22 protein-coding genes are annotated in these 23680 nt (G+C 68.9%); 9 read left to right on the top strand and 13 right to left on the bottom strand.

Annotated elements, in window-relative coordinates; translation table 11 throughout:
* Positions 1 to 37: 37 nt before the first annotated feature.
* Positions 38 to 2305: a HelD family protein gene (locus BLR21_RS13660; RefSeq protein WP_090006220.1), complete on the top strand. Its 2268-nt coding sequence runs from the start codon at positions 38 to 40 to the stop codon at positions 2303 to 2305.
* A gap of 57 nt (positions 2306 to 2362) precedes the next feature.
* On the opposite strand, the gene crcB is transcribed toward BLR21_RS13660, so the two are convergent.
* Genes crcB through BLR21_RS13645 form a run of 3 tightly spaced genes read right to left on the bottom strand, consistent with a single transcriptional unit; the run spans position 2363 to position 3448 of the window.
* On the bottom strand, positions 2363 to 2701 hold the full coding sequence (crcB, locus tag BLR21_RS13655; protein WP_090006219.1) for a fluoride efflux transporter CrcB: 339 nt from the start codon (positions 2699 to 2701) through the stop codon (positions 2363 to 2365).
* The gene (locus tag BLR21_RS13650) at positions 2698 to 2979 is read right to left on the bottom strand and encodes a fluoride efflux transporter FluC (protein WP_256334671.1); all 282 of its coding nucleotides are present in this window, start codon (positions 2977 to 2979) and stop codon (positions 2698 to 2700) included. Before BLR21_RS13650 ends, crcB begins: the two co-directional genes overlap by 4 nt.
* A 25-nt stretch (positions 2980 to 3004) precedes the next feature.
* Positions 3005 to 3448: a MarR family winged helix-turn-helix transcriptional regulator gene (locus BLR21_RS13645; protein ID WP_090006217.1), complete on the bottom strand. Its 444-nt coding sequence runs from the start codon at positions 3446 to 3448 to the stop codon at positions 3005 to 3007.
* Between the two features lie 57 nt (positions 3449 to 3505).
* Between BLR21_RS13645 and BLR21_RS13640 the strand changes: the two genes are divergently transcribed.
* The 3 genes from BLR21_RS13640 (at position 3506) to BLR21_RS13630 (ending at position 7442) form a co-directional block, all read left to right on the top strand.
* A complete protein-coding gene (locus BLR21_RS13640) occupies positions 3506 to 4540 on the top strand; it encodes an MFS transporter (protein WP_090006216.1) in 1035 nt (344 codons plus the stop codon).
* 73 nt (positions 4541 to 4613) lie between these two features.
* A complete protein-coding gene (locus BLR21_RS13635) occupies positions 4614 to 5417 on the top strand; it encodes an SAM-dependent methyltransferase (protein ID WP_090006215.1) in 804 nt (267 codons plus the stop codon).
* Between the two features lie 54 nt (positions 5418 to 5471).
* A complete protein-coding gene (locus tag BLR21_RS13630) occupies positions 5472 to 7442 on the top strand; it encodes a putative bifunctional diguanylate cyclase/phosphodiesterase (protein ID WP_090006214.1) in 1971 nt (656 codons plus the stop codon).
* On the opposite strand, the gene BLR21_RS13625 is transcribed toward BLR21_RS13630, so the two are convergent.
* The 6 genes from BLR21_RS13625 to BLR21_RS13600 all read right to left on the bottom strand — a co-directional run bounded on the left by BLR21_RS13625 (position 7408) and on the right by BLR21_RS13600 (position 13686).
* Positions 7408 to 8766 (bottom strand): NAD(P)(+) transhydrogenase (Re/Si-specific) subunit beta, encoded by a 1359-nt coding sequence (locus tag BLR21_RS13625; protein ID WP_090006213.1) that lies wholly within the window; start codon positions 8764 to 8766, stop codon positions 7408 to 7410. The genes BLR21_RS13630 and BLR21_RS13625 overlap by 35 nt on opposite strands.
* Positions 8763 to 9029 (bottom strand): NAD(P) transhydrogenase subunit alpha part 2, encoded by a 267-nt coding sequence (locus BLR21_RS13620; RefSeq protein WP_211335646.1) that lies wholly within the window; start codon positions 9027 to 9029, stop codon positions 8763 to 8765. The genes BLR21_RS13625 and BLR21_RS13620 overlap by 4 nt, the downstream gene beginning before the upstream one ends.
* Entirely contained in the window at positions 9026 to 10123 is a 1098-nt protein-coding gene (locus tag BLR21_RS13615; protein WP_090006211.1) for an NAD(P) transhydrogenase subunit alpha, read from the bottom strand. Before BLR21_RS13615 ends, BLR21_RS13620 begins: the two co-directional genes overlap by 4 nt.
* Before the next feature lie 39 nt (positions 10124 to 10162).
* Positions 10163 to 11227 carry an APC family permease gene (locus BLR21_RS13610; RefSeq protein ID WP_218130874.1) on the bottom strand — a complete coding sequence of 355 codons (1065 nt, stop codon included), beginning with the start codon at positions 11225 to 11227 and terminating at the stop codon, positions 10163 to 10165.
* Between the two features lie 27 nt (positions 11228 to 11254).
* Positions 11255 to 12430 (bottom strand): nitric oxide synthase oxygenase, encoded by a 1176-nt coding sequence (locus tag BLR21_RS13605; protein ID WP_420843878.1) that lies wholly within the window; start codon positions 12428 to 12430, stop codon positions 11255 to 11257.
* Between the two features lie 182 nt (positions 12431 to 12612).
* The gene (locus tag BLR21_RS13600; RefSeq protein ID WP_090006210.1) at positions 12613 to 13686 is read right to left on the bottom strand and encodes an FAD-dependent monooxygenase; all 1074 of its coding nucleotides are present in this window, start codon (positions 13684 to 13686) and stop codon (positions 12613 to 12615) included.
* 69 nt (positions 13687 to 13755) lie between these two features.
* On the opposite strand from BLR21_RS13600, the gene BLR21_RS13595 reads away from it, so the two are divergent.
* The 4 genes from BLR21_RS13595 (at position 13756) to BLR21_RS13580 (ending at position 17381) form a co-directional block, all read left to right on the top strand.
* A complete protein-coding gene (locus tag BLR21_RS13595; protein WP_218130866.1) occupies positions 13756 to 14286 on the top strand; it encodes a TetR/AcrR family transcriptional regulator in 531 nt (176 codons plus the stop codon).
* Between the two features lie 125 nt (positions 14287 to 14411).
* Positions 14412 to 15953 (top strand): ABC-F family ATP-binding cassette domain-containing protein, encoded by a 1542-nt coding sequence (locus BLR21_RS13590; protein WP_256334670.1) that lies wholly within the window; start codon positions 14412 to 14414, stop codon positions 15951 to 15953.
* Between the two features lie 31 nt (positions 15954 to 15984).
* A complete protein-coding gene (locus BLR21_RS13585) occupies positions 15985 to 17193 on the top strand; it encodes a cytochrome P450 (RefSeq protein WP_090006208.1) in 1209 nt (402 codons plus the stop codon).
* Complete coding sequence (locus BLR21_RS13580) at positions 17190 to 17381, top strand: ferredoxin (RefSeq protein ID WP_090006459.1); 192 nt, start codon at positions 17190 to 17192, stop codon at positions 17379 to 17381. Before BLR21_RS13585 ends, BLR21_RS13580 begins: the two co-directional genes overlap by 4 nt.
* Positions 17382 to 17469: 88 nt before the next feature.
* Here the strand turns inward: BLR21_RS13580 and BLR21_RS13575 are convergent, their stop codons facing one another.
* Entirely contained in the window at positions 17470 to 20406 is a 2937-nt protein-coding gene (locus tag BLR21_RS13575; protein WP_090006207.1) for an AfsR/SARP family transcriptional regulator, read from the bottom strand.
* 72 nt (positions 20407 to 20478) lie between these two features.
* Between BLR21_RS13575 and BLR21_RS13570 the strand changes: the two genes are divergently transcribed.
* Positions 20479 to 20916: a hypothetical protein gene (locus BLR21_RS13570; protein WP_090006206.1), complete on the top strand. Its 438-nt coding sequence runs from the start codon at positions 20479 to 20481 to the stop codon at positions 20914 to 20916.
* 115 nt (positions 20917 to 21031) lie between these two features.
* Here the strand turns inward: BLR21_RS13570 and BLR21_RS13565 are convergent, their stop codons facing one another.
* From BLR21_RS13565 to BLR21_RS13555, 3 genes are all read right to left on the bottom strand, one after another.
* Entirely contained in the window at positions 21032 to 21961 is a 930-nt protein-coding gene (locus BLR21_RS13565) for an NsdA family TPR-like regulatory protein (protein ID WP_143027712.1), read from the bottom strand.
* Between the two features lie 261 nt (positions 21962 to 22222).
* The gene (locus BLR21_RS13560; RefSeq protein WP_090006204.1) at positions 22223 to 22417 is read right to left on the bottom strand and encodes a ferredoxin; all 195 of its coding nucleotides are present in this window, start codon (positions 22415 to 22417) and stop codon (positions 22223 to 22225) included.
* A gap of 1 nt (position 22418) precedes the next feature.
* Positions 22419 to 23612, bottom strand: a complete 1194-nt coding sequence (locus BLR21_RS13555; protein ID WP_090006203.1) for a cytochrome P450 — start codon at positions 23610 to 23612, stop codon at positions 22419 to 22421.
* Between the last annotated feature and the right edge of the window lie 68 nt (positions 23613 to 23680).

The following is a 23680-nucleotide window of genomic DNA, read 5'->3' as shown; positions in this document are numbered from 1 at the left end:
CAAGCCGACGCCGCATGATATCGAGAAATGAGGCAAGTTGTCAAGCCCCTCCGATGACCTCCGGCTCGCCGAAATGGAGCCGGAGCAGGAATACGTGGCCATGTTGTACGGCCGGCTCGACGACCTCCGTGAACAGACGTCGAAACGACTTGCACAATCGTTGCGACAAACCGGCGGCACGCACCAGATGCGGTCCGAGCGCGACACGTCCGTCGCGATGTACACAGATCAATTGGCCCAGTACAGCGCGGTCGAGAACGGCCTCGCGTTCGGTCGGCTCGATTTCCACAACGAAGACCGCTTCTACATCGGCCGAATCGGTCTGTTCGACGAGGACAAGGAATACGAGCCGCTGCTGATGGACTGGCGGGCGCCCGCCGCCAGGCCGTTCTACCTCGCCACCGCCGCCAACCCCGACGGCGTGCGCCGGCGCAGGCACCTGCGGACCCGCTCGCGCAAGGTGATCGGCCTCGACGACGAGGTGCTCGACATCAACTCGGCCCACACGACCCGCGGCGAGTCGCTGACCGGCGAGGCGACGCTGCTCGCCGCGCTGAACGAGTCGCGCACCGGCCAGATGAGCGACATCGTCGCGACGATCCAGGCCGAGCAGGACAAGATCATCCGGTCCGAGCTCAACGGCGTCGTCGTCGTGCAGGGCGGGCCCGGTACCGGCAAGACCGCGGTGGCCCTGCACCGAGCCGCGTACCTGCTGTACACGCACCGTCGGCAGCTCGCGAAGCGCGGCGTGCTCGTGGTCGGCCCGAACACGACGTTCCTGCGGTACATCAGTCAGGTCCTCCCGTCGCTGGGTGAGACGGGCGTGCTGCTGTCGACGGTCGGCGAGCTGTACCCCAACCTCAACGCCACCGGACGCGAGTCCGCCGCGGCGGCAGCGGTCAAGGGCCGCATCGAGATGGCCGACGTGATCGCCGCGGCCGTGCGGGACCGCCAGGAGGCGCCGCCGTCCGTCGAGATCCGCTTCGACAACGACGTGCTGCGCCTGGACCGGCGGGCGATCTCCGAGGCACGGGGCAGGGCGCGCCGCACCCGCCGCGCGCACAACGAGGCGCGCCGCACGTTCGCCCGCGAGATCGTCTCGACGCTGTCGGGCATGGTGGCTTCGAGGCTGGGTGGGCACCTGCTCGACAAGGCGGACATGGACGACATCCGCCGGGAGCTGCGCGAGTCCGAGGAGGTCCAGGCGGCGATCTCGTCGCTGTGGCCGGTGCTGACGCCGTTCTCGCTGCTCTCGGAGCTCTACCGGAACCCGAAGCGCCGCAACCGCGCGATGACGAAGTTCACCCGCGAGGAACGCGACCTGCTGCAGCGTTCCACCGACGACTGGACGCCGGCGGACGTGCCGTTGCTGGACGAGGCCGCCGAACTGCTCGGCGAGGACGACACGGAGGCCAAGGCCCGCGCCGATCGCCAGCGCCGCCAGGCCATCGAGTACGCCCAGGGAGTTCTCGACATCCTCGACCTGGAGGACGACGCGGACCCCGACATCCTGATGGCCTCGGACCTGATGGACGCGTACCGCCTGGCCGAGCGCCACGGCGTCGACCGCTACGAGACCGCCGCGGAACGTGCCGCGGCCGACCGCACCTGGACGTTCGGCCATGTGATCGTGGACGAGGCCCAAGAACTGTCGGCGATGGCGTGGCGCACGCTGATGCGCCGCTGCCCCAGCAAGTCCATGACGGTCGTCGGCGACATCGCGCAGACCGGTGACATCGGCGGTGCGACCTCATGGGGTTCCGTGCTGTCGCCGTACGTGCAGAACCGTTGGCGTCTAACGGAACTGTCGGTCAACTACCGCACGCCGGCCGAGATCATGGAGGTGGCCGCGGACGTGCTCGCCTCCGTCGACGTCTCCCTGATGCCGCCGACGTCGGTGCGGGAGACCGGCGTGGCACCTTGGGTCTCCACCGTGTCGTCGTTCTCGTCCGAGGTGCCCGCGCTGATCGCACGCGAGGTCGCCGCGGTCGGCGACGGCAAGATCGCGGTGATCGTGCCGGCCGCGCTGCTGCCGGCGGTGGGCTCGTCGATCTCCGCTGCGGTGCCGGGTTCGTCCGTGGGCAACGAACTGGAGGAGGCCCAGGTCGTGGTGCTCGGCGTGACCGACGCGAAGGGCCTGGAGTTCGACTCGGTGGTCGTGGTCGACCCGGACGGCATCCTCGCGGAGTCGCCGCGCGGTGCGTCGGACCTGTACGTGGCGCTGACCCGTGCCACGCAACGACTCGGCGTCGTGCACACCGGAACGCTGCCCGATGTGCTGTCCCGGCTGAAGGACGTTTCTTAACGACCAAGCGGAAGCCTGGGTGGCGACCAGAACGCCCCCAGGCTCACCGCGGCGAGGTCAGTGCGCCAGAGCAAGACCGACAGCCGCCGCGCCGACCCCGAGCACGACGCTGATCAACACGTTCAGCAAGGCTGAGCGGTACCTCTCCGCTTCCAGCAGCTTCACCGTCTCGTAGCTGAACGTCGAGTACGTCGTGAGCCCACCGCAGAACCCGACGCCCAGCAGCGGCATCCAGGACGTGCCAACGACAAACCCGATCAGCAGGCACCCGACGACGTTGACCGTCAAAGTGCCGAACGGGAAGTCCGAGGAGTGCCGCGACTGCACGAACCGATCGAGCAGATAGCGAGTCGGCGCACCAAGAGCAGCACCGAGGAACACCACGAGCACGGTCACCGGGTCACCCGCAGCCCGAGAAACGCCGCCACCACAGCACAAACCGGCGTGGCCAGCAGCGCCCAAGACCACGACACCGCATACGACGAGAACGTCGTGAAGCCGCCCAACACCCCAACGCCGAAGAACGCACGCACCAACGGCCGAGGCACCAACCCCATCAGCACCCCGATGAGGAACGACCCCAGCACGTTGATGACGAAGAGCCCCCAAGCACCCGGCATCAGAACCGACAGGCCGTAGCGCGCCACACCTCCGAGCCCACCGCCGAGCGACACCAGCGCGACAAACCGGAGACCGGGGTCAGCTCGTGGGCTCGGCAAGGTGCTCCACCAGGTGGTCCAGGGCCTTCAACGCGCGCACGACGTCCTCTCGTTCGGACGACTCCAGCTTGCCCAGTGCGGCGCCGATCCGCTTCTCGTGTTCGCGCTGCCAGAGGAGCAGCTGTTCGTGTCCACGTGGTGAGACGGACAGCCGCGCTACCCGTCTGTCCCTGGGATCTCCGCCGCGGACGACGAGGCCCGAGTCGATCAGTTGGGACACCAGGCCGGACACCGTGTTGGGAGCGAGCCGCAGCGCGGCCGCGAGGTCGCCGACCTTCATCGGCGGGCGCTCTGCCAGGGTCTGCAGCAGTTCTACCTGCGCCATCGGCAGGGATTCCCACGGCCAGTCGGCCCGGATGCTCGTCCGCAACGCCCGGCGCAGGCGAGTGACGACGTCGGTGAGCGTGCGGGCTTCGTCTGACATGGGGAAATAGTACTGAACTTCGGGCAATGGCTCTGTGTCAGATATAATCGGTTCACGATGAACTGGTTCGTCACGGAGTCACCCCGACCGGCTTGGATCGCGAGCCGGTCGTACGCGCCTTGGCTGGTCATCGCGACGGTCTGCTTCGGCGCGTTCATGGGGCAGCTGGACGCCTCGATCGTCACGCTGGCGTTCCCCGCGATGAGCGCGCACTTCCACGCCGATCCGGAGTGGATCTCGCTCAGCTACCTGATCACGCTCGTGGCGTTGCTCGTCCCAATGGGCAGGATCGCGGACCGGATCGGGCGCAAGATCGTCTACATCTACGGCTTCGCGTTGTTCACCGGGGCGTCCGTCGCGTGCGTGTACGCGCCTGGGTTCGACGCGCTCATCGCGGCACGGGTCGTCCAGGCCGTGGGGGCGGCGATGTTGCAGGCGAACAGCGTCGCGCTGGTCACCACGGCGGTCGCGCCGGAGCAACGACGCAAGGCGCTCGGTGTTCAGGCCGCGGCACAGGCGGCCGGGCTGGCGGCGGGGCCGTTGCTCGGCGGGTACCTCACCGAGACCTTCGGGTGGCAGGCCGTGTTCGCGATCAACGTGCCGATCGGCGTCGTGGCCATGATCGCGGGCCACTACCTGCTCCCCCGCACGAAGACCGCGCGGGACAAGGGAAAGCCGACCTGGCAGGTGGTGCCCGGACTGCTCGGCGTCGTGCTCACGTTTGCCGCGTTGTTCGCGCCGATGACGTTGCTGCCGTTCACGATGAAACAACCCTTGGCACAGATAGGACTCACGGTCGCCGCGTTGCCGCTCGGGTTCGGGATCGCGGCGACGTTGCTGAGCAGGCCCGGCATCAGGGTCGGGGCGCTGATCGCGGCCATCGCGCTGGTTCTGCCGGTGCCGCAGGTGGTTCAGCTCGTCGTCGCGGGCATCGGGCTGGGGATCATCGCGCCGGCCTGCACGAAACGCGTCATGGGTGCGCTGCCGGAAGGCTCAGCCGGAGTCGGGAGCGGGCTGGTCAACGTCGCGCGAGGGCTTGGTACGGCGCTGGGCGTCGCCGTGGCGACGCTGCTGATTCACACTTTCCAGTGACAGCAGCGGTTCTGCTGCTCCAATCGGACCCAGGCCCTGCCGCATGCGTGTGGCGTCTCAGTAGCCTGGTCACATGGCCGAACTGGTGAGCTGGGTTCCGGAAAGCGTCGACACGGGCAAGCCGAGCGCCGCGCGTCTCTACGACTACCTGCTCGGGGGTGGGCACAACTTCGCCGCTGACAGGGCACTCGCGGAGAAGTTCCTGCAGGCACAGCCGAACGCCCGCACGATCGCACGGCTGAACAGGGCGTTCCTGCGCCGGGCAGTGTTGTTCATGATCGAGCGCGGCATCCGCCAGTTCCTCGACCTCGGCTCCGGCATCCCGACGGTCGGCAACGTGCACGAGATCGCGCAGAAGGCCGACCCGGAGGCCCACGTCGTCTACGTGGACTTCGAGGAGGTCGCGGTCGCGCACAGCCAGCTCATCCTGGAGCACGACCCGCGCGCGACGATCATCCAGGAGGACATGACCAGGCCCGCCGCGGTGCTGCAGGCGGCGCGGGACAGCGGTCTCGTCGACTTCTCGCAGCCCGTCGGCGTGCTCACGGCCGGCGTCTTCCACTTCGTGCCGCCGCAGGCCGACCCGAACGCGATCGTGGCGACGTACCGCGACGCCGTGCCGGCTGGCAGCTACCTCGCGGTCTCGCAGTTCACCCAGGACCTGCAGCCCGAGGAGATGGCGGGTGTGGTCGAGGTCATGAAGAAGAGCCAGAACCCGATGTACCCGCGCACGAAGAGCGAGATCGAGGGGCTCTTCAGCGGGTTCGAACTGGTGGAGCCCGGCATCGTGCCGACGCCGTTGTGGCGGCCGGAGGGCACGAACACCGACGATCCGGACAAGGCGGGCATCTACGCCGCCGTGGGTCGCAAGGTCTGACAGGCCTGTCGTTGTTGGCCGTGCGGCGGCGAATCCGTACGCTCTGTACACAGGATGGAACTCCCGGATCTCGCCGCCCGCTGGATGCACGCGTTGACGTCGACCGCGTACATCCCGCTGTCCCACGCCGAAATCGAGCAGGCCCTGCTCGACACGCTGCGTGAGCTGCCGGAGTCACCCGAATCGGTTGCCAATCGACTGGTGTCACTGCACGCGACCGGACCGGACTCGCTGCGGGCCACGATCGAGGTTCTCTCGCCCACGTTCGAACTACCTGTCCTGGCCCGGTTGAGCTCCGCGTACGCGCAGGCGATGCGACTGGACGCGTTCGACCAGCAGGAGCAGATCAAGGTCGCCATCGTGCGGGCCAAACAGCGGGTCGAGCGCACTCTGCAGGTCAGTCAGGCGCGGTTCCAGGAGGTGTTCGACTCCGCCGCGCAGGGCATCGCGATCACCGACCTCACCGGCAGGTGCGTCGAGGCGAACGACACGCTCGCCGAGATCGTGGGCCTGGAGTCGGGGGCCGATTTCATCGATCGCGAACTGCGCGACTTCTACCACCCCGACGACCTGGCCGCCCTGGGCGCCTCGTACCGGAAGGTGCGCGAGGGGCACGTCGACAGGGTCCGCGACCAGCGCAAACTGATCCGCGCCGACGGTGAGCCGGTGTGGGTGCACCTCGTGGTCTCGGTGCTGCGCGACGCGGACGGCCGGCCGACGCACCACGTGACGATGGTCGAGGACATCAGTGAGCTGCACCTGTTGCAGCGCAGCCTCGACCACCAGCTGCTGCACGACTCGCTCACCGGCCTGTCGAACCGCCAGCACTTCATCTCCCGGGTCGAACGGCAGCTCGACGGCGACCCGATCACCCTGTACCACCTGGGTCTGGACGCGTTCTCGGTCGTCAACAACGGCCTGGGCCACGAGACGGGCGACAAGCTGCTCAAGATCGTCGCGAACCGCCTGGGTGAGCTCGCCGCGCAGAAGAAGGCCGTGCTGGCGCGCATCGGCGGTGACGAGTTCGCGTTGCTGACGTTCTCGGACAACGTCACCTCGACCATCGAGGAGATCCAGGCGGCGCTCGGCGAACCGACCTTTGTGGACGATCACGGCATCGCGCTGTCGGTGAGCATCGGCGTGGTGGACCGTCCGCCCGCGTTCGCGACCGCGGCCGAACTGATGCGGTGCGCCAACGCCGCGCTGCGCCAGGCGAAAGCGCGGGGCAAGCGGCAGTGGGCGTTGCACGACCCGCACGACGACGCCCGCCGCCGGGGCAGGTACGCGCTGGCCGCGTCGATGCCGGGGGCGTGGGAACACGGCGAGATCAAGATCGTCTACGCGCCGGTGCACGACCTGGAGACCCAGGAGGTGCTCGGGGCCGTCGCCCGCCTGCACTGGGACGACCTGAGCCACAACGACACGATGGCGCTGGCCGACTCCACGGGGCTGTCGCTGCCGATCGGCCGCTGGCTGCTGCGGGAGGCATGCGCGCAGGCCGCGAGATGGGTCGAGGAGTTCGGCGACGGGGCGCCCACGCTGCACATCGCGTTGGGCGCCTTGCAGTCCCGCGACGAGGACCTGGTGGCCGACGTCAAGCGGGCGCTCGACGAGACCGGGCTTCCGCCCGAACGGCTGCGGATCGCGCTCGACATCTCGTCGGTGCTGGCCGGCGACGACAACGCCCTGGTGCTGCACGACAGCGGCATCGTCACGGCACTGGACGGGTTCCACGGCGGCCACGACGAACTGGCCGTGCTGACCGAGGTGCCGGTCCGCTCGGTGATCACCCGCGCGCCCGCGCCCAGGCCGGATTCCCCGCTGCACCAGGCGATGCGCGCCCTCATCAGGACCGTGCACGACTTCGGCGTGCGGTTCGGCGTCGACGAGGTGCACACCCTCGACGACGCCGAACACTGGCGGCAGGCGGGCGCGGACGGCGTGATCGGACTGCTGCCCGCCCTGAGCGCCGACGAGGTCACCGAACTGCTCAGAGCTGCTTCACGGCCGCCAGAAGCTTCGTGAGCGAGTCCTTCGCGTCGCCGAACAACAGCGTCGTCTTCGGGTTGTACAGCAGCTCGTTGTCCACGCCCGCGAACCCCGGCCGCATCGACCGCTTCATGAACACCACGGACTTCGCGCGGTCCACGTCGAAGATCGGCATGCCGTAGATCGGGCTGGACGGCTCGTCCCGCGCGCCCGGATTCACCACGTCGTTCGCCCCGACGACCACGGCCACGTCGACCGACGTGATGCCGGGGTTGACGTCGTCGAGCTCCTTGAGCTGCTCGTACGGCACGTCCGCCTCGGCCAGCAGCACGTTCATGTGCCCCGGCATGCGTCCCGCCACGGGATGGATCCCGTACGCCACGGAGACTCCACGCCGTTCGAGCTGCGCCACGAGCTCACGCACCGCGTGCTGCGCCTGCGCGACGGCGAGCCCGTAACCCGGCACGACGACCACGTTGTTCGCGTACCCCAGCAGGATCGCGACGTCCTCGACCGTGCCCGACTTGACCGTGCGCTGCTCTTCTCCTTGTGCGACAACGGTCGTGGTCTTGAACGCGCCGAACAGGATGTTGGCGAGCGATCGCCCCATCGCCTGCGCCATCAACCGGGTCAGGATGGTGCCGGACGCGCCGACGAGCGTGCCCGCGACGATCAGCAGCGTGTTCGCCAGCACGTAACCGGACGCGGCGACCGCGAGACCGGTGAACGCGTTGAGCAACGAGATCGCGATCGGCACGTCCGCGCCACCGACCGGCAGCACGAACAACACGCCGAGCGCCAGCCCGACGACCGCCAGCAACCACAGCAGGAACCCGTTCGGCACCGCCATCGTCAACGCGCACAGGGCGATCGACGACGCGGCGGCCGCGATCGCGAGCTGCTGCCCGGCCGGCAACAGCACCGGGCGGGTCGTCATCAGCTCCTGCAGCTTCAGGAACGTGACCACGGAACCGGAGAAGCTGACCGAGCCGATCAGCACCGTCAGCACGGTCGCGAGCCGGAACAGGACCGTCGAGTCCGGCACCGCGAAGAACTCGGCCAGCGCCACCAGGGCCGCCGCCGCGCCGCCGACTCCGTTGAACAGGGCCACCATCTGCGGGATGGCCGTCATCTTCACCGACCGCGCGGCCGGGATGCCGACCACGACACCGAGTGCGATGGCGATCAGGATCCACAGTCCGTTGTGGACGACACCGTGGACGTACGCGGTGACGACGGCCACGAGCATGCCGAACGCGCCGATGAAGTTGCCGTAGCGCGCGTATTTGGGCGAGCTCAGGCCTTTCAGCGCCAGGACGAAGCACACCGACGCGACGAGGTACATCAGCTGGACCGTCATCGTTTGAACATCTCCAGCATCCGGTCGGTCACCACGAAGCCGCCGACGACGTTGACCGTGGCCAGGAAGACCGCGACCAGCCCCAGAACCAGCTCCAGGGTGCTCTCGGCGGACCCCGTGATCAGGATCGCGCCGACGAGGATCACGCCGTGGATGGCGTTCGCACCGGACATCAACGGCGTGTGCAGGATCGTGGACACCTTCGAGACCACCTCGAAGCCCACGAAGACGGCCAGCACGAAGATCGTCAGCAGGTCGATCACGGCAACTCCTTGCGGATCTGACCGTCGTGGGTGAGGCAGCAGCCGTCGAGCACCTCGTCCGAGAGGTCCGGCGACACCGACCCGTCCGCGATCATCAGCTTGAGCAGGTTCAGCACGTTGCGGGAGTAGAGCTTGCTGGCGTGCACCGGCATGGACGACGGCAGGTTCAGCGCGCCGTGCACGAGCACGTCGCCGACCCAGGTCTCCTGGCCCGCAACGGAACCGGCGTAGTTGCCGCCGGACTCCGCGGCCAGGTCGACCACGACGGAGCCGGGCGCCATGGCCTTGAGCATGTCCGTCGTGACGAGCACCGGTGCCTTGCGGCCGGGGATGGCGGCCGTGGTGATCACGACGTCGGACGCCGCCACGTGCTCACCGATGAGTTCTCGTTGCCGTTCCAGGAACTCCTCGGACTGCACGGACGCGTAGACGCCGGACTGCGTCTCGAGTTCGAGTTCGAGGAACTTCGCGCCGAGGCTGCGGACCTCCTCGCCCGCGGCCTTGCGCACGTCGTACGCCTCGACGACGGCGCCCAGCCTGCGTGCGGTCGCGATGGCCTGCAGGCCCGCCACACCCGCGCCCAGCACCAGCACCTTCGCCGGCGGCACGGTGCCGGCGGCGGTGGTGAACATGGGCAGGAAGCGCGGCAGTCGTTCGGCGGCGATGAGCACCGCCCGGTAGCCCGCCACCAAAGCCTGCGACGACAGGGCGTCCGCACCCTGTGCACGTGTGACCCGTGGCAGCAGGTCGAAGCTGAACGACGTGACGTTCCGCCGCGCATAGACCTCTAGTAGTTCCCGTTCGCCTTGGGGCTGCAGGAAGCTGATGGTGATGGCGCCCGGTTTCAACGCGGAGGCCTGGGCGATGGTCAACGGCTGCACGGACACGACGACGTCGGATTCCGGCGTCGGGTCCTCGGGCGTCACCGTCGCCCCGGCCGCGTGGTACGCGGCGTCGAGGGCGTGGGCGTGACGCCCGGCGCCTTCCTGTACGTGCACGGTCAGTCCAGCGTCGACCAGCGACGACACCGTTTCCGGTACGCAGGCGACTCGGCGCTCGGCGGGCCGCGACTCTGCGGGGGTTCCCACTCTCACCGTACGCACGTTACGCGATCAAAGGTGAGCTGGGCCACATCACAATTGCCAGAGCACCGCACCGGCCAGCGTGAGGCACCCTGCCAGCCCGATCGCGGGCACAAAGCGCTTACCAAGCGTCCACGCGCTGGCGTTGGCGATCGCGTAGTAGAGCAGTACGCAGAACGAGCTGAACACGATCGCGCGCGTGACGTCGACGGTGATCACCAGCCCGATCGCGGCCACCGCGGTGACGACCTCGGCGGCACGCAGGTCGGCCATGAACCCCGGCAGCCTGCGGTCGCGCGCCATCGCCAGCGCGGTCCGGCTCACGCCCAGTTGCAGCGAGAGCAACGAGCCGAGCGCGGCCAGGCAGGCGCCAATCCGGATGACGGGTGCCAGCGAAGGCGACACGTCAGCCAGCGTCGACACGGCCAGATTGCTGCCCAAAGCGTTCAACGCCACGAGGGCCACGACGGCGTAGACGACCAGCGTGATCGCCAGAGCGACAACGACGGCACGGGGGATCGTCCGTGCGGGTTCGCGTACCTCCTCTCCCAGAGTCGCGATGCGCGCGTAGCCGGCGAACGCGAAGAACAGCAGCGCGGCGGCGGGAAGGATTCCTGTCGGCAGGAACTCCGCCGGCTGCACGGCGTCGCGAGCGGTGACCGCGGTCAGTGCCAGCACGAGCAGCACCACGACCACGATGACCCTGGTGAGCAGCGCGGACTTCTGGACGCCGGTCAGGTTCAGCACGGTCAGCGCCACGATCGCCGCCACCGCGACGGGTTTCGGCGCACCGGCGTAGGTGCCTACCGTCAGCGCCATGGCGGCGCACGACGCCGTCTTGCCCAGCACGAACGCCCAGCCGGCCAGGTCGCCCCACACGCGCCCGAGCCGTTCGCGGCCGTAGACGTACGTGCCGCCGGACTGCGGGTAACGCGCCGCCAGCCAGGCGCTCGACAACGCGTTGCAGCAGGCGATCACGCCCGCGATCACCAGGCTGACGAGCAACGCGGACCCGGCCGCCGCCGCGGCCGGGGCGAACACCGCGAACACTCCGGCGCCGATCATCGAGCCGAGCCCGACGAACACGGCGTCGGTCAATGTCAGACTTCGGGTCAGTTGCACCCGGTCAGTGTGCAGCCAAAATCAATGGGACACAGGGCATCCGGAGGGCTTCGCGGCGGGGAAGAAGTTCGGCAGCAGTTCACCGGAGTCGTAGTACCGGTGGTACACCGGCGTCAGCCCGCCCGACACGGGTGGCACGATCCACGACCAGTCCGCTGGGCAGGAACGTCCGGCTTCCTCCTCCTTCTCCAGGTGCGTCAGGAACCTCTTCGACTCCGTGTGGTGGTCCGTGATCGTGACCCCGGCCTCCGCGAACGAGTGCAGGACGGCGCGGTTGAGCTCCACCAGAGCGCGGTCGCGCCACAACGTCGCCTCCGACGACATGTCCAGGCCCATTCGCTTGGCGAGGTACGGCAGTAGGTCGTAGCGGTCGTGGTCGGCCAGGTTGCGGGCGCCGATCTCGGTGCCCATGTACCAGCCGTTGAACGGCGCGGACGGGTAGTCGATCCCGCCGACGCGCAGGCGCATGTTGCTGATGGCGGGAACGGCGTGCCACTTCACGCCGAGTGCCTTCAGCCACGGGAAGTCCGGGTGCGACAACAGGACTTCCAGCACGTCGCCGGGCGGGATCTCGACGAGCGCGGGGTCTTGGCCCTTGCAGGACACCATGAGCGGCAGCACGTCGAACGGGCCACGTGTGGGCGGCGGCTGCCAGCCTCGCTTCAGCGCGAGGTCGGTGAGGGCGAGGTTGCGCGCGTCGCCGAGCACTCCGCCGTCGGAACCGCGGTAGGCGGCGTAGCGGATGATCTGCTCGTTGACGATCTGCGGCGCGTCCATGCCGGGCTCGGCGGGGGCGAAGACCGTGATGACGGGCCGGATCTTGCCCTTGTTCGTGGCCACGCGGAGGTGCTCGACGCACTCGCCGGCCACGTCGGCGGGAGCGGACACGTCCCGCTGGTCGCGCACTTTCAAGCTCCGCCAGTAAAGGCGGCCGATGCAGCGGGAGCTGTTGCGCCAGGCCACCCTGGCGCCGAAGGTCAGTTCGTCGGTGGTGTGGCGGTAGGTGCCGGTCGCGGCGATCTCCGCGTGCACTTCGGCCAGCCTGGCCTCGACGGGACCGAGGTCCGGGTGTTCGGTGCGGTGCTGCCGGACGAAGTCCTCAGCCTCGGCGATGTCGATCTCGCCGGTGTTCTCGACCTGCGCCGGGGGAAGCGCTGTGAGGGAACGGGGCATCACATCAGTCGGGACGGGGGTCATGGCGAGGCACCGTAGTTGCGCTTTCGTGGAGGAGGAACCGCCTGTCGCGCTACGCCATCTGGATCACTGGAGCGCATCCGACACGCTCAGCAAGTACTTGATACCGCGACCGGGTGACAAAGGGCGCGACAAAGGGTGGTTCTGGACCGTTATCGCGCCGACACCAAACATTGACCAGTGATTCAGTTCACCACCGGATTCGACCCGTTCGAGTGAACTTCGGCGGGCACCTCCCACGCGGAGAAGCGAGTCATCCCGCGTACTGCCAAGGAAGCCGGCAATGACCGGAAAGCGAAGTTCCGCAACGCCAGCGCCATGGGCGAGCGGACCTCGATCCCGAACTTCCCCGCCATTCGAGAGCCTTTCCACACGGACTGGGCGCGCGGCCGCCGCAATGCGTCGTAGCGCGCGAGATCACCGTCGACCGCGGCCAGCGTGACCGCGTCCTCCAACGCCATGCACGCCCCCTGCCCGAGGTACGGCGTCATCGCGTGTGCGGCATCGCCCAGCAGCGCCACCCGGCCCCGCACGAACGTGGGCAGCAACGGCAGTTCGTAGATGTCGTGCCGGATCACGTCCGGGGTCGACGCCAGCAGTTCCGGCAGCGGGTCGTGCCAGCCGGCGAACAACGCCATCGGGTCCAGGTCGGCCGACGGCGGCGCGACGGCCGCGACGTACCAGCAGACCCGGCCGTCGCCCAGCGGCAGGATGCCCGCCTCGCCGCCGGGACCGAGTGTCTGCGAGATCGGCAGCTCGTAAGGCCCCGGCGCCACCCCTCGCCACGCCGTGGCCCCCGCGTACACCGGTCCCGGCGCGTCGGGCAGCAGTTCCGCGCGGAGGCGGCTGTTGATGCCGTCCGCCGCCACCACGAGGTCCGCGTCCAGTTCGTCGACGCTGGTCACCTCGACGTTGTTGAAAAGAACCTCGGGCGGTAGTGCGCGCAGCAGAACGCCGTGCAGATCGGCGCGGTGCATGGCGATGACCTTCTCCTGGCCGATGCCGGGCAGATGCACGAGCCAGCGCCCGTCAGACGCCCTGACACCACCGGACACCCGCGGTGTGCCCAGGCGGCGGGCCTCGCCGGCGAGACCCATCCACTCCAGCGCCCGCAGCGCGTTCGGCATCACGCCCACGCCCGCGCCGATCTCGCCGAACGTGGCCGCGCGTTCGTGGACGACGACCTCCCAGCCGACGCGCCGCAAGGACACCGCCGCCGCCAGCCCGCCGATGCCGCCACCCACCACGATCGCCTTCATCGTTCCTCCTCTACAGATGTAGAAGACTCTACAGCCGTAGACTACAGCTGTAGAGAGATTGGGACCACAGTGCGCAGAGACCTCATCACCGACGCCGCGATCCAGCTCGTCGCCGAGCAGGGCATGCGCGGGCTCACCCACCGCGCGGTCGACCGCCGCGCCGGCCTGCCGGAGGGCTCCACGAGCGCGTACTTCCGCACGCGCAAGGCGTTGATCGAGGGGTTCGTCGAACGGCTCGCGGACCAGGAACGCTTCGTGCCCGATCCGGACGACGTCGCGGGCAGCATCGCCAGAACGCTCGACAGCTGGCTCGTCGAGCGGAACAGGACGCTCGCGAGGTACTCGGCGATGCTCGAGGCCACACACCACCCCGAGCTCAGGCCGATCATGGTCCACTCGCCTCGCGAGCAGGCCACCGCGATCGCGAAGATGCTGGGCCACCAGGATCCCGAACGGGCGGGCGCGCACTTCACCGCGTTCCTGGAGGGCCTGCTCTTCTACCGGCTCGTCGGTGGCGGCAGCACGGTCGGGCCGGCACCGGGCACCGAGGAGAGCGTGCGGGACCTGAAGGCGGCGGTCGAAAAAGCGTTGCGACCGTAGGTACCGTGGGTTTCATGGGATTCGGGTACGGGGTCTTCTACCTCTGATCACGGACGTGTGCCACCGCGCAACATGTCCTGATTTCGCGTACCCAGAAGAGGATCCCCGTGCGTTCGCATGTTCATTTGACGACCCAAGATCTCACCAAGGGCTATGAGGCCGGGCCCGTCGTCGACGGCATCTCACTGACGGTCTCCGCCGGCCAGCGCCTCGGCATCATCGGCGAGAACGGCCGCGGCAAGACCACCCTGCTCCGCCTGCTCGCCGAAGACCTGATGCCGGACCAGGGAACTGTCACCCGCCACGGTTCGTTGAGCCTCGTGCGCCAGGAAATGCCCTTCCACGAGGGCGAAACGGTGGGGGACCTGCTGTCCGAGGCTCTGCGCGAAAGCCGCGCCGCACTGTCCGAACTGGACTGTGCGGCGGAGCCGTTCGACGAGCAGCGTTACACCGAAGCCCTGGCCCACGCCGAGAACATCGAGGCCTGGGACGCCGAGCGCCGTGCCGAGATCGCGCTGAAGGCGCTCGACGCCGACCACGACCGGGCGACCCCACTCTCGCGACTCAGTGTGGGGCAACGTTATCGGGTCCGGCTCGCCTGCCTGCTCGCCGAACGAGCCGACGTCCTGCTGCTGGACGAACCGACCAACCACCTCGACGCCGGCGCGCTGGCCTTCCTGACCGAACGCCTGCAGCACCACCACGGCGTCGTGGTGCTCGTGAGCCACGACCGCACGTTGCTGGACGAGGTCTGCACCCAGTTGCTCGACCTAGACCCGGCTCCGGACGGCGAGGTGCACCTGCACGGCGGCGGCTACCGGGCGTTCAAGGAGGCCAAACGCGCCGAGCGGCAACGGTGGGAGCAGCGGTTCGCCCAGGAGGAGGCCGAGCACGACGAACTGGCCGAGAAGGTCGAACGCGCCCAGTCCCGCCTGAGGGACGGCTGGCGTCCGCCGAAAGGCACGGGCAAGCACCAGCGCACGACGCGTGCGGCGAACAAGATGCGCAACGTCGCCCGCAGGCTCGAAGAGCTCGGCGACCAGCGCGTCGGCGCTCCCCCACCCCCGTTGCGCTTCACGCCGCCGGAGCTGGAGGCGAGCGGCGACCTGCTGCACGCCACCCCGCTCGAAGTGCCAGGAAGGCTGCGCCTCACCGAGCCGATCTCGCTCAGCGCGGGCGAGAAGCTGCTGGTCACCGGCCCGAACGGGGCGGGCAAGTCGACGTTGCTGAACGTGCTCGCCGGCCGGATCACGCCTGCCCGCGGCACGGTGCACCACGTCGGCCGGGTCGCCCTGCTGGCCCAGGAGTCGGCGTTCGAGAACGAGGACGCCACGGCGGTCCAGCTCTGTTCACGGATGGAGGACATCGGTCTGCTCAGCGGAAAAGACCTGGCGCGCCCGGTCGGCCGCCTGTCCACTGGACAGCGCAGGCGCCTGGAGCTGGCGATCCTGCTGAGCGGCTCGCCCCACGTCCTGCTGCTCGACGAACCGACCAACCACCTGTCGATCGCCCTGGTCGACGAACTGACCGAGGCCCTCGACCAGACCAGAGCGGCTGTGGCCGTCGCGACCCACGACCGGCAGATGCGGACAGATTTCGGCTCGTGGCGGTCCGTGACTCTCAATTCACCTTCACGAAGTCATGAAACTTCTGTAGCTTCGAAATAGGTCCTCTGCCGAGCACTGGGAGGTGTGCGAGATGACCGAACTGATCTCCGACGAACTGCCCACCACGCGCCAGCACCCGTTCGACCCGCCCGCCGAGGTGACCCGGATCCGCGAGCAGGCCCGCATCAGCAGGCTGAAGTTCGCCGACGGACACGTCGGCTGGCTCGTCACCGGCCATCACCAGGTCCGCGAGATCCTGGGGAGTCCGAAGTTCACGAACGACCCGGCCAGGCATCACATGCTGGACGTCAGGTTCCAGGGGGAGGCGCCACCGGAGAGGCGCAAGGTCGAACCGGGCATGTTCCTGAGCCAGGACCCGCCGGACCACACCCGGCTGCGCAAGATGCTGCAGGGCCAGTTCACGGTCCGGCGGATGAACCAGCTGTCCGAGTGGATCGGCACGATCGTCGATGACCAGCTCAAGCACCTGCGGTCGTTCGACGGCAGGGCGGACCTCGTGAAGGAGTTCGCGCTTCCCGTGCCGTCACTGGTGATCTGCGCGATCCTCGGCGTCGACTACGACGAGAAGCACAGGTTCCAGGACGACACGACGAAGCTGCTCAGCCTGGAGTCGACGTTCGAAGAGGCCATGGACGCCATGGCGCGCATCCAGGAGTTCATGCGCGAGCTGATCGTCCGCAAGAAGGCGGACCCAGGCGACGACATGATCAGCGACCTGCTCGCCACCGGGGAGCCGACCGACGAGGAAGCGTCGAACATGGCGCTGCTGCTCCTGCTGGCGGGCCACGAGACCACGGCGAACATGCTGGGCCTCGGCACGTACGCGCTGCTACAGCACCCGGACCAGCTCAAGATCCTGCGCGACGAGCCGGAGGTCGTCGACAACGCCGTCGAGGAGCTGATGCGGTACCTGTCGATCATCCACTTCGGACCGGTGCGCACCGCCACCGAGGACGTGGAGATCGACGGGCACCTGATCGAAGCGGGCGACACCGTGCTGATGCACGTGCCGACGGCGAACCGCGACCCGGAGAAGTTCCCCGGCAACCCCGAGGAACTGGACCTGCGCCGCCCGGCCAGCGGCCACGTGGCGTTCGGACACGGCATCCACCAGTGCCTGGGCCAGCAGCTGGCCCGCATCGAGATGAGGATCGGTTTCTCCAAGCTGTTCCAGGAGTTCCCGGACCTGCGCCTCGACGTCGACCCCGAGGAGGTGCCGCTGCGCACCGACATGGGGATCTACGGGGTCCACTCGCTGCCAGTAGCGTGGTCGGCATGAAGATTTCCGTCGACCAGACGAAGTGCTGCGGTTCGGGAATGTGCGTGCTGACAGACCCGGACCTGTTCGACCAGAACGACGAGGACGGCACGGTCGTACTCCTCGTCGAGCAGCCCGACGCCGCGCACGAGGCCACCGCTGAGGAAGCGGCGAACCTCTGCCCGGCGGGCGCGATCACGATCAGCTGATCCGCCCTGCGTTGATGAGCTGCCAGGCGACACCCGTGCCCGTCGCCTGGCACCAACGCCCGCACCGGGCCGAGCGCGGCAACGATCCTCAGCCGGCACCAGGGCTGGTGGCGTGACGGAGTTCGTCGACCTCAGCCTGGAACCCGGCCGCCGTCAGCGTCTCCTCGGCCAGCTGCCAGTACTCCCGGGCCTCGTCGGCCCGCCCTGCCCGCTCCAGCGCGTTCCCCAGCACCCGCAACGACCGCCCGAACTCGGGCGGCGAGCCCATCCCCCGCGCCGACTCCATCGCCAGCGAGGCCAGCCGCAACGCCTCCTCCGGCGACGAGGCCAGCCCGGACCTCAGGCGCCACACCCAGATGCGGCCCTGCCGGTCGTCGTGCTCCTCGAAGAACTCCCAGGCCTGCCGCAGCTGCTCCTCGGCCAGGGAGTCCTGCCCGGACCGCACCAGCGTGTCCGCCAGGAACAGCCGGATGTTGGCGGCCAGGTCCGGATCGCCGAGCTTCTGCGCGGCGGCCAGCGAGGCCCGCAGGAACGCGGCCGACTCGGCCAGTTCGCCCGTGAACTGGTGCAGCCGCCCCAGTTCGAGGGTCGCCATCAGCTCGCTCTGCTCGTCCCCCAGCTGCCCGGCGACGCGCCTGGCCCGTTCCAGGTACTCCTGTGCGGCGGCGAGGCCGCCGGCGCGGCGCTCGATGGCGCCCAGCGAACACAGCACTTCGATCTCACCGTGCGGATTGCTGGAGGTGACGAACCGGGTCATCGCCTCGCGATGCGCCTCACGGGCCTCCGCGGACCGCCCGCTCCACTCGTGCATCCACCCCATGCCGTACCAGGCGTAGGCCTCGCCCCACACGTCACCGGCGGCGGCGAACCCTTCCTGCGCGGCCTGGAAGTCCGCGGACGCGGCACCGTAGTCGTGCAACCGCGCCCGCAGGATTCCCCGCTGCTGGAACAGCATCGGCCGACGCGCGGCAGGCGCGCAGGAGAGTCCCAGCGCGTTGATGTGTTCCCAGTCGTCGAACCGGGCCCGCAGGTCGCAGAACGCGGCCGACCGGATCGCCAGCTCGGCGGCCAGCGGCCCGAGACCCAGCGCCGCGGCCTGGGTGATCACGGCGTGGATGTTCAGCCACTCCGCGTCGAACCAGTCGGCCGCGTCCCCGAGGTCGAACCGTTCCAGCGCAAGGGGTTCCAGCCGGACGCCCTGGTGCGGCAGCTCCACGTCGGCCCGCATCGCCAGGTCGAGCCACTGCTCGAACAACGCCTTCAGCGCAACAGCCGGGACTTCGGAGGCAGCCTCACGGCCGAAGGCGCGCAACAGGTCATGCAGCCGATAACGCACCTGCCCCAGCGCATCGCGGCCCGCGTAGTCGACCAGCCGGGCGTCGACCAGCGCCTCGACGTGGTCCTCCGCGTCGTCCAGGTCCAGCCCCAGCAACGGCGACGCCACCCAGGCGGGAAAGTCCGGTGTGTCGACCAGCGACAGCAGGCGGAACGCGGTCCGGTGCGACTCACCCAGGCCGTCGTAGGACAGCGCGAGCGAAGCCCGCACGTCGAGGTCGCCCAGCGACAACTCGTCGAACCGGCGGCGTTCGTCGGACAACCGGCCGGCGAGTTTCGCGAGCTGCCAGTGCGGGCGCGCCACCAGCCGGGCCGCCGCGACCCGCAACGCCAGTGGCAGCTTGCCGCAGTAGTTCACGATCTCCTGCGCCGCAACGGGTTCGGCCGCGCAGCGGGCCTCGCCGACAGCGGCCCGCAGCAACGCCAGCGCATCGGTGGACGGCAGCACGTCCAACGGCACCACGTGCGCGGCCTCCAGACCGGCCAGCGCGGCCCGGGAGGTCACCAGCGCGGCACCCGAGGTGGTTCCCGGCAGCAACGGCCGCACCTGGGCCTCGTTCACGGCGTTGTCCAGCACGACGAGGATCCGCCGGTCCGACAACAGGTCCCGGTACAGGTCGACCCGGTCCTCCACGGAGGACGGAATCGCGCCACCGGAGACACCGAGCCCTCGCAGCAGGCGGTCCAGCGCAGCGGCGGGTTCGACGGGCCTCTGCTCACCGCCGCGCAGGTTCAGGTACAGCTGCCCGTCCGGGAACGTGTCCCGGACGGCATGGGCGCAGTGCACGGCCAGCGAGGTCTTGCCGACGCCACCGGGTCCGGTGATCGTCCACGTCCCGCCGGCCCGCAACCCGGCCGTCAGGCGGGCCACCTCGTCGGACCGCCCGGAGAAGTCGCCGACCGCGGGCGGCAGCCACGACGGTCCGGACTGGACGGCGACCGGCGCGCAGGAGCCCGCCAGCACCTCCATGTGCAGCGCGCGCAGTTCGGCGTTCGGGTCGATGCCGAGCTCGTCGGCGAGCACGTCGCTGGCCCGCCGGTAGACGTCCAGCGCCTGCGCCTGCTGGCCGGTGCGGTGCAGCGCGAGCATCAGCTGGTACCAGAAGCGTTCGCGCAGTGGGTGTTCCGCGACGAGCGAGCGCAGTTCGTCGACGATCTGGTCGTGCCGGCCCAGCTGCAACTCGGCGTCGTTGCGGCGTTCCAGCACCTCCCAGCGCTGCTCGTTGAGCCGCTGCACGTCGGTCTGTTCCATCCGCAGCGACGACACCTGGTCCAGGGCGGGGCCGCGCCACAACGCCGCCGCCTCACCGAGCAGGCGGGCCTCGGTCTCCAGGTCGGGCGCGCGGCGGGCCTCGGCACGCAGCCGCTGGAACGTCAGCAGGTCGAGCTGGTCGTCCTCGACGTGGATCGAGTAGCCGGTGGGCCACGTGCGGACGAGGTTGCGGTCGGCCAGGTCGTCCAGCGACTGTCTCAACCGCATGACGTACGTCTGCAGGGTCGCGCGCGCCGAACCTGACGGTTCTTCGCCCCAGAGGTGTTCCATCAGCTCGTAGGACGAGACCGGCGCGTTTGCCTTCATCAGCAACGCGGCGAGCAGGACACGCTGTTTGGCCGAGCGCAGCTCCACCGCCCGGCCCGAGTCGATGACCTGCAACGATCCGAGAACCCTGAACCCCCACCGCCGTTGCATGAGCCGATCCTAACCAGCCGGTAACCCAAGGTGTCAGCGAAATGTCAGCGGCCGTCGTGATGCTCACAGCCCATGAAGAGGTCAGCACTGATCGCCGCAGGTGCCGTGCTTCTCGGCCTGGTCACCGCCACCAACGCGGTCGCCGAGAGCGCCCCCGGCTGCGGACCCGTCACCCAGATCGGCAGCACCGCCTACGTCGGTGACCACGGGCAGCGGTGGGCGTCGGTGAAGCAGTTCAAGGGCTGCGGCAAGAACTGGGCCTACGTCTACACCTGGTCGAGCGTCCACAACGGCGGTGCCCCGTACACCCCGGAGCTCGTTCTGATCGAGCAGTGGAACTCGAAGGACGCGCGCGAACCGTACGGGCGCGTGGGTCTGCGGGAGGGCCGTTACCGCCAGCAGGAGCTGTGGTCGGGCGGCACCAACACCCTGAGCGACTGCACCTCCGCCTACGTGGAGTGGAACTCCGGCGCCCTGACCTACCGGGTCCGCACCGACATCCGCTGCTGAGGCACCAGGCCGGAGCGGCGTCTTGGCCCCCCAGCGGGGCGCCGCTCCTCTTAAGACGGTGTCGCCGGGGTCCGAAGCCCAAACCTCTCCTCGGGCCCCGGTGACACCTTCCAGCTCAGGCCGCGCCTCGCGACGTCGTCATGAACTTCCCCAGGCGTGACGCCAGATCGTCCGCGGCCTCGTTGCCCCGCAACCGTTCCGCCTCCTGCTTCAACGGCCGCATGCGATCCCGCGTGCGCGCCGAGCGGATCGGGCCGGACAGCGCGATCGCCTGTTCCCCGATCTCCCGCGCCTGTTCGGCCTCGTTCTGCACCAGGTAGTTCATCGCGAGCGCGGCCAGCCGGAACGACTGGCTGCGCGACGCCTCCGCTCCCCCGGAGGAGATCGCCCTGGTGAGCATCGGGATCGCCGACCGCGCGTACTTCACGTCGCACGTGCGCGCGAGTTCGGTGTGCACCATGCCGCCGATCGACACCAGGTCGGCCAGGTCGAAGAACCGCGCCCACGGCGGAGCGTCCTCGGCCATGGACCGCTGGAACTCGTCCTCGGCGCGCGCGAACTGGCGCAGCGCCTGCCTTTCCGAGCCCATCTTCGCGAACGCCCACGCCTCGTTGGCGTGCAGGATCGACACGGCCAACGTGGACCCACTGGCCTGCGCGATGGGCAAACCCCGTTGGAACGACGACAAAGCGTCCTCGGCCAGCTCGTAGTGCAGGTGCACGCGCCCCATCCGGTAGTGGATGTTCGCTTCCAGCGCGCTGTTGCCCGACGCACGCGCGAGGCCCATCGCACGGCCGAAGTGCAGGTGCGCCGACTCGAGCAGGCCCATGTCGAACGACGCCCAGCCGGCCAGGTTGTGCAGGTCCGCGATGGCCACCTGGAGCCGGTGCAGGACCTGCCCGGACGAACTGGTGTCGATCAGCGGGTTCGCCCAGTTCAGCAACGCGACACAGGCGTCGCGGCAGGAACCGCCACCGTATTCGTGGTCAAGAGCCCTCAACGCACTCGTCAGGGTCTCGACATGCCGCACGTCGGTCTTGTCCACGCGATCTGGAAACGCATCGCCGTTGAACATAGGTCGGCCCTCCGGTACTCACCCGCGCCGACACCATCCCGCTGTCAGGCCTGGTCTGGAAGGGCCTTTCGACTCTCCCGGAGGGCACACCGGCGCGACCGCCACAACGCCGTGGTGGTCGCGCCTACGATTTCGGACGATCGTGGTGAACGGAAAGGGCCAACGAGGTGTGAGCGCACGGGAACTGAATCCATTTCCCGTGACGACCCCTCACCGGAACGGCCGATCAGGTCACTCTTCCAGCGTCACCACCTGAGCGGGGCACCTGTCCACCGCGTCACGAACGCCCGGCAGCAGGTCGGCGGAGGGTTCGGCGATCAGCACGATGCCGAGCCCGTCGTCGTCCGACTGGTCGAACACGTCCGGTGCGGCGAGCACGCACTGGCCCGCTCCGATGCACCCCGTCTGGTCTATCCGGACCGTCATGTCACCACACCACCGGGATCTCGGCGGCGCCGTAGGTGATCATGTCGTTGCGGTAGGCCATCTCCGTGACGGGCACGGCGGGGCGCAGGTTCGGGAACCGCTCGAAGAGCGTCCGCAGGCCGATCTGCAGCTCCGCGCGGGCCAGGTTCGCGCCGAGGCACTGGTGCGGACCGAACCCGAAACCCAGGTGCGACACGGCGTCGCGTTCGAGGTCCAGCTGCTCTGCCCGCGGGCAGAGCGCCTCGTCGAGGTTCGCCATCAGCGACACGCTCACCCAGTCGCCCGCTCTGATCAGCACACCGTCGACCTCGACGTCCTCGGTCGCCCTGCGGGTGAGTCCCGGGCCGCCGAGCTGGCCGACCGTGTACCGCATCAGCTCCTCGACCACGACGTCCGCACGACTCGGGTCGCGCCGCAGGATCTCGAGCTGGTCGGGCTTCTCGAACAGGTGCAAGGTGAAGAGGCCGAGGAAGTTCGACGTGGTCTCGTGCCCGGCGGCGAGCAGCCCGATGCAGAGGAAGATCAGCTCGTCCATGCTGAAGTCGGTGTCGTTGGCCATCAGGCCGATCATGTCGTCGTTCGTGCCCGCGGCCCGTTTCGCCTCGACGATCGGCGTGAGCACCTCCGCGAGTCTGGTCGCGTGCGCGAGGTACTCGTCCTTCGAGCCGTTCTTGCCGAAGAGGTCGCCGGCCGTGGCCTGGAACAGCTCCTGGTGCTCCGGCGGCACGCCCAGCAGTTCGGCGATCACCAGCGACGGCAGCGGCAGGCACAGCGAGGTGACCAGGTCGGCGGGAGCGCCCTTGGCCTCCATCACGTCGAGGTGCTCGTTGACGATCTGCTGGATGCGCGGACGCAGTTCGTTCATGCGCTTGACCATGAAGCCGCGCGAGAGAGGACGACGCAGCCGCATGTGCTCGGCGCCGTCGATGCCGTTGATGTTGCCGGGCTGGTCGGGGTCGAGCACCTCCTCGCCGTCGTCGGTGCGCATCTCCGGCTGTCCGCCCTTGCGGGTGCTGAACCGCGAGTCGGACAGCACCTGCCGGACTCCGGCGTAGCTCGACACCATCCAGGCCTCGACACCGTTGGGCCAGACCATCCTGACCGGCCCGCCGCTGACGGCCTCGGCGAAGCCGATCGGTGGCTGGAGCGGGTGGTCGCGTTCGTGGTGGACCGGGCAGACAGCAGCTTCAGTCACGGAAGTTCCCCTCAACAGAACAAAACTGTTCTTTTGACTCCATGACCGAACGTAGCGAAGAAACTACG

It is taken from the genome of Lentzea albidocapillata subsp. violacea, assembly GCF_900100275.1.
GTDB classification, from domain to species: Bacteria; Actinomycetota; Actinomycetes; order Mycobacteriales; family Pseudonocardiaceae; genus Lentzea; species Lentzea violacea.
The sequence above is the reverse complement of the archived record's forward strand: the minus strand, read 5'-3'. Positions and strand labels throughout refer to the sequence as shown.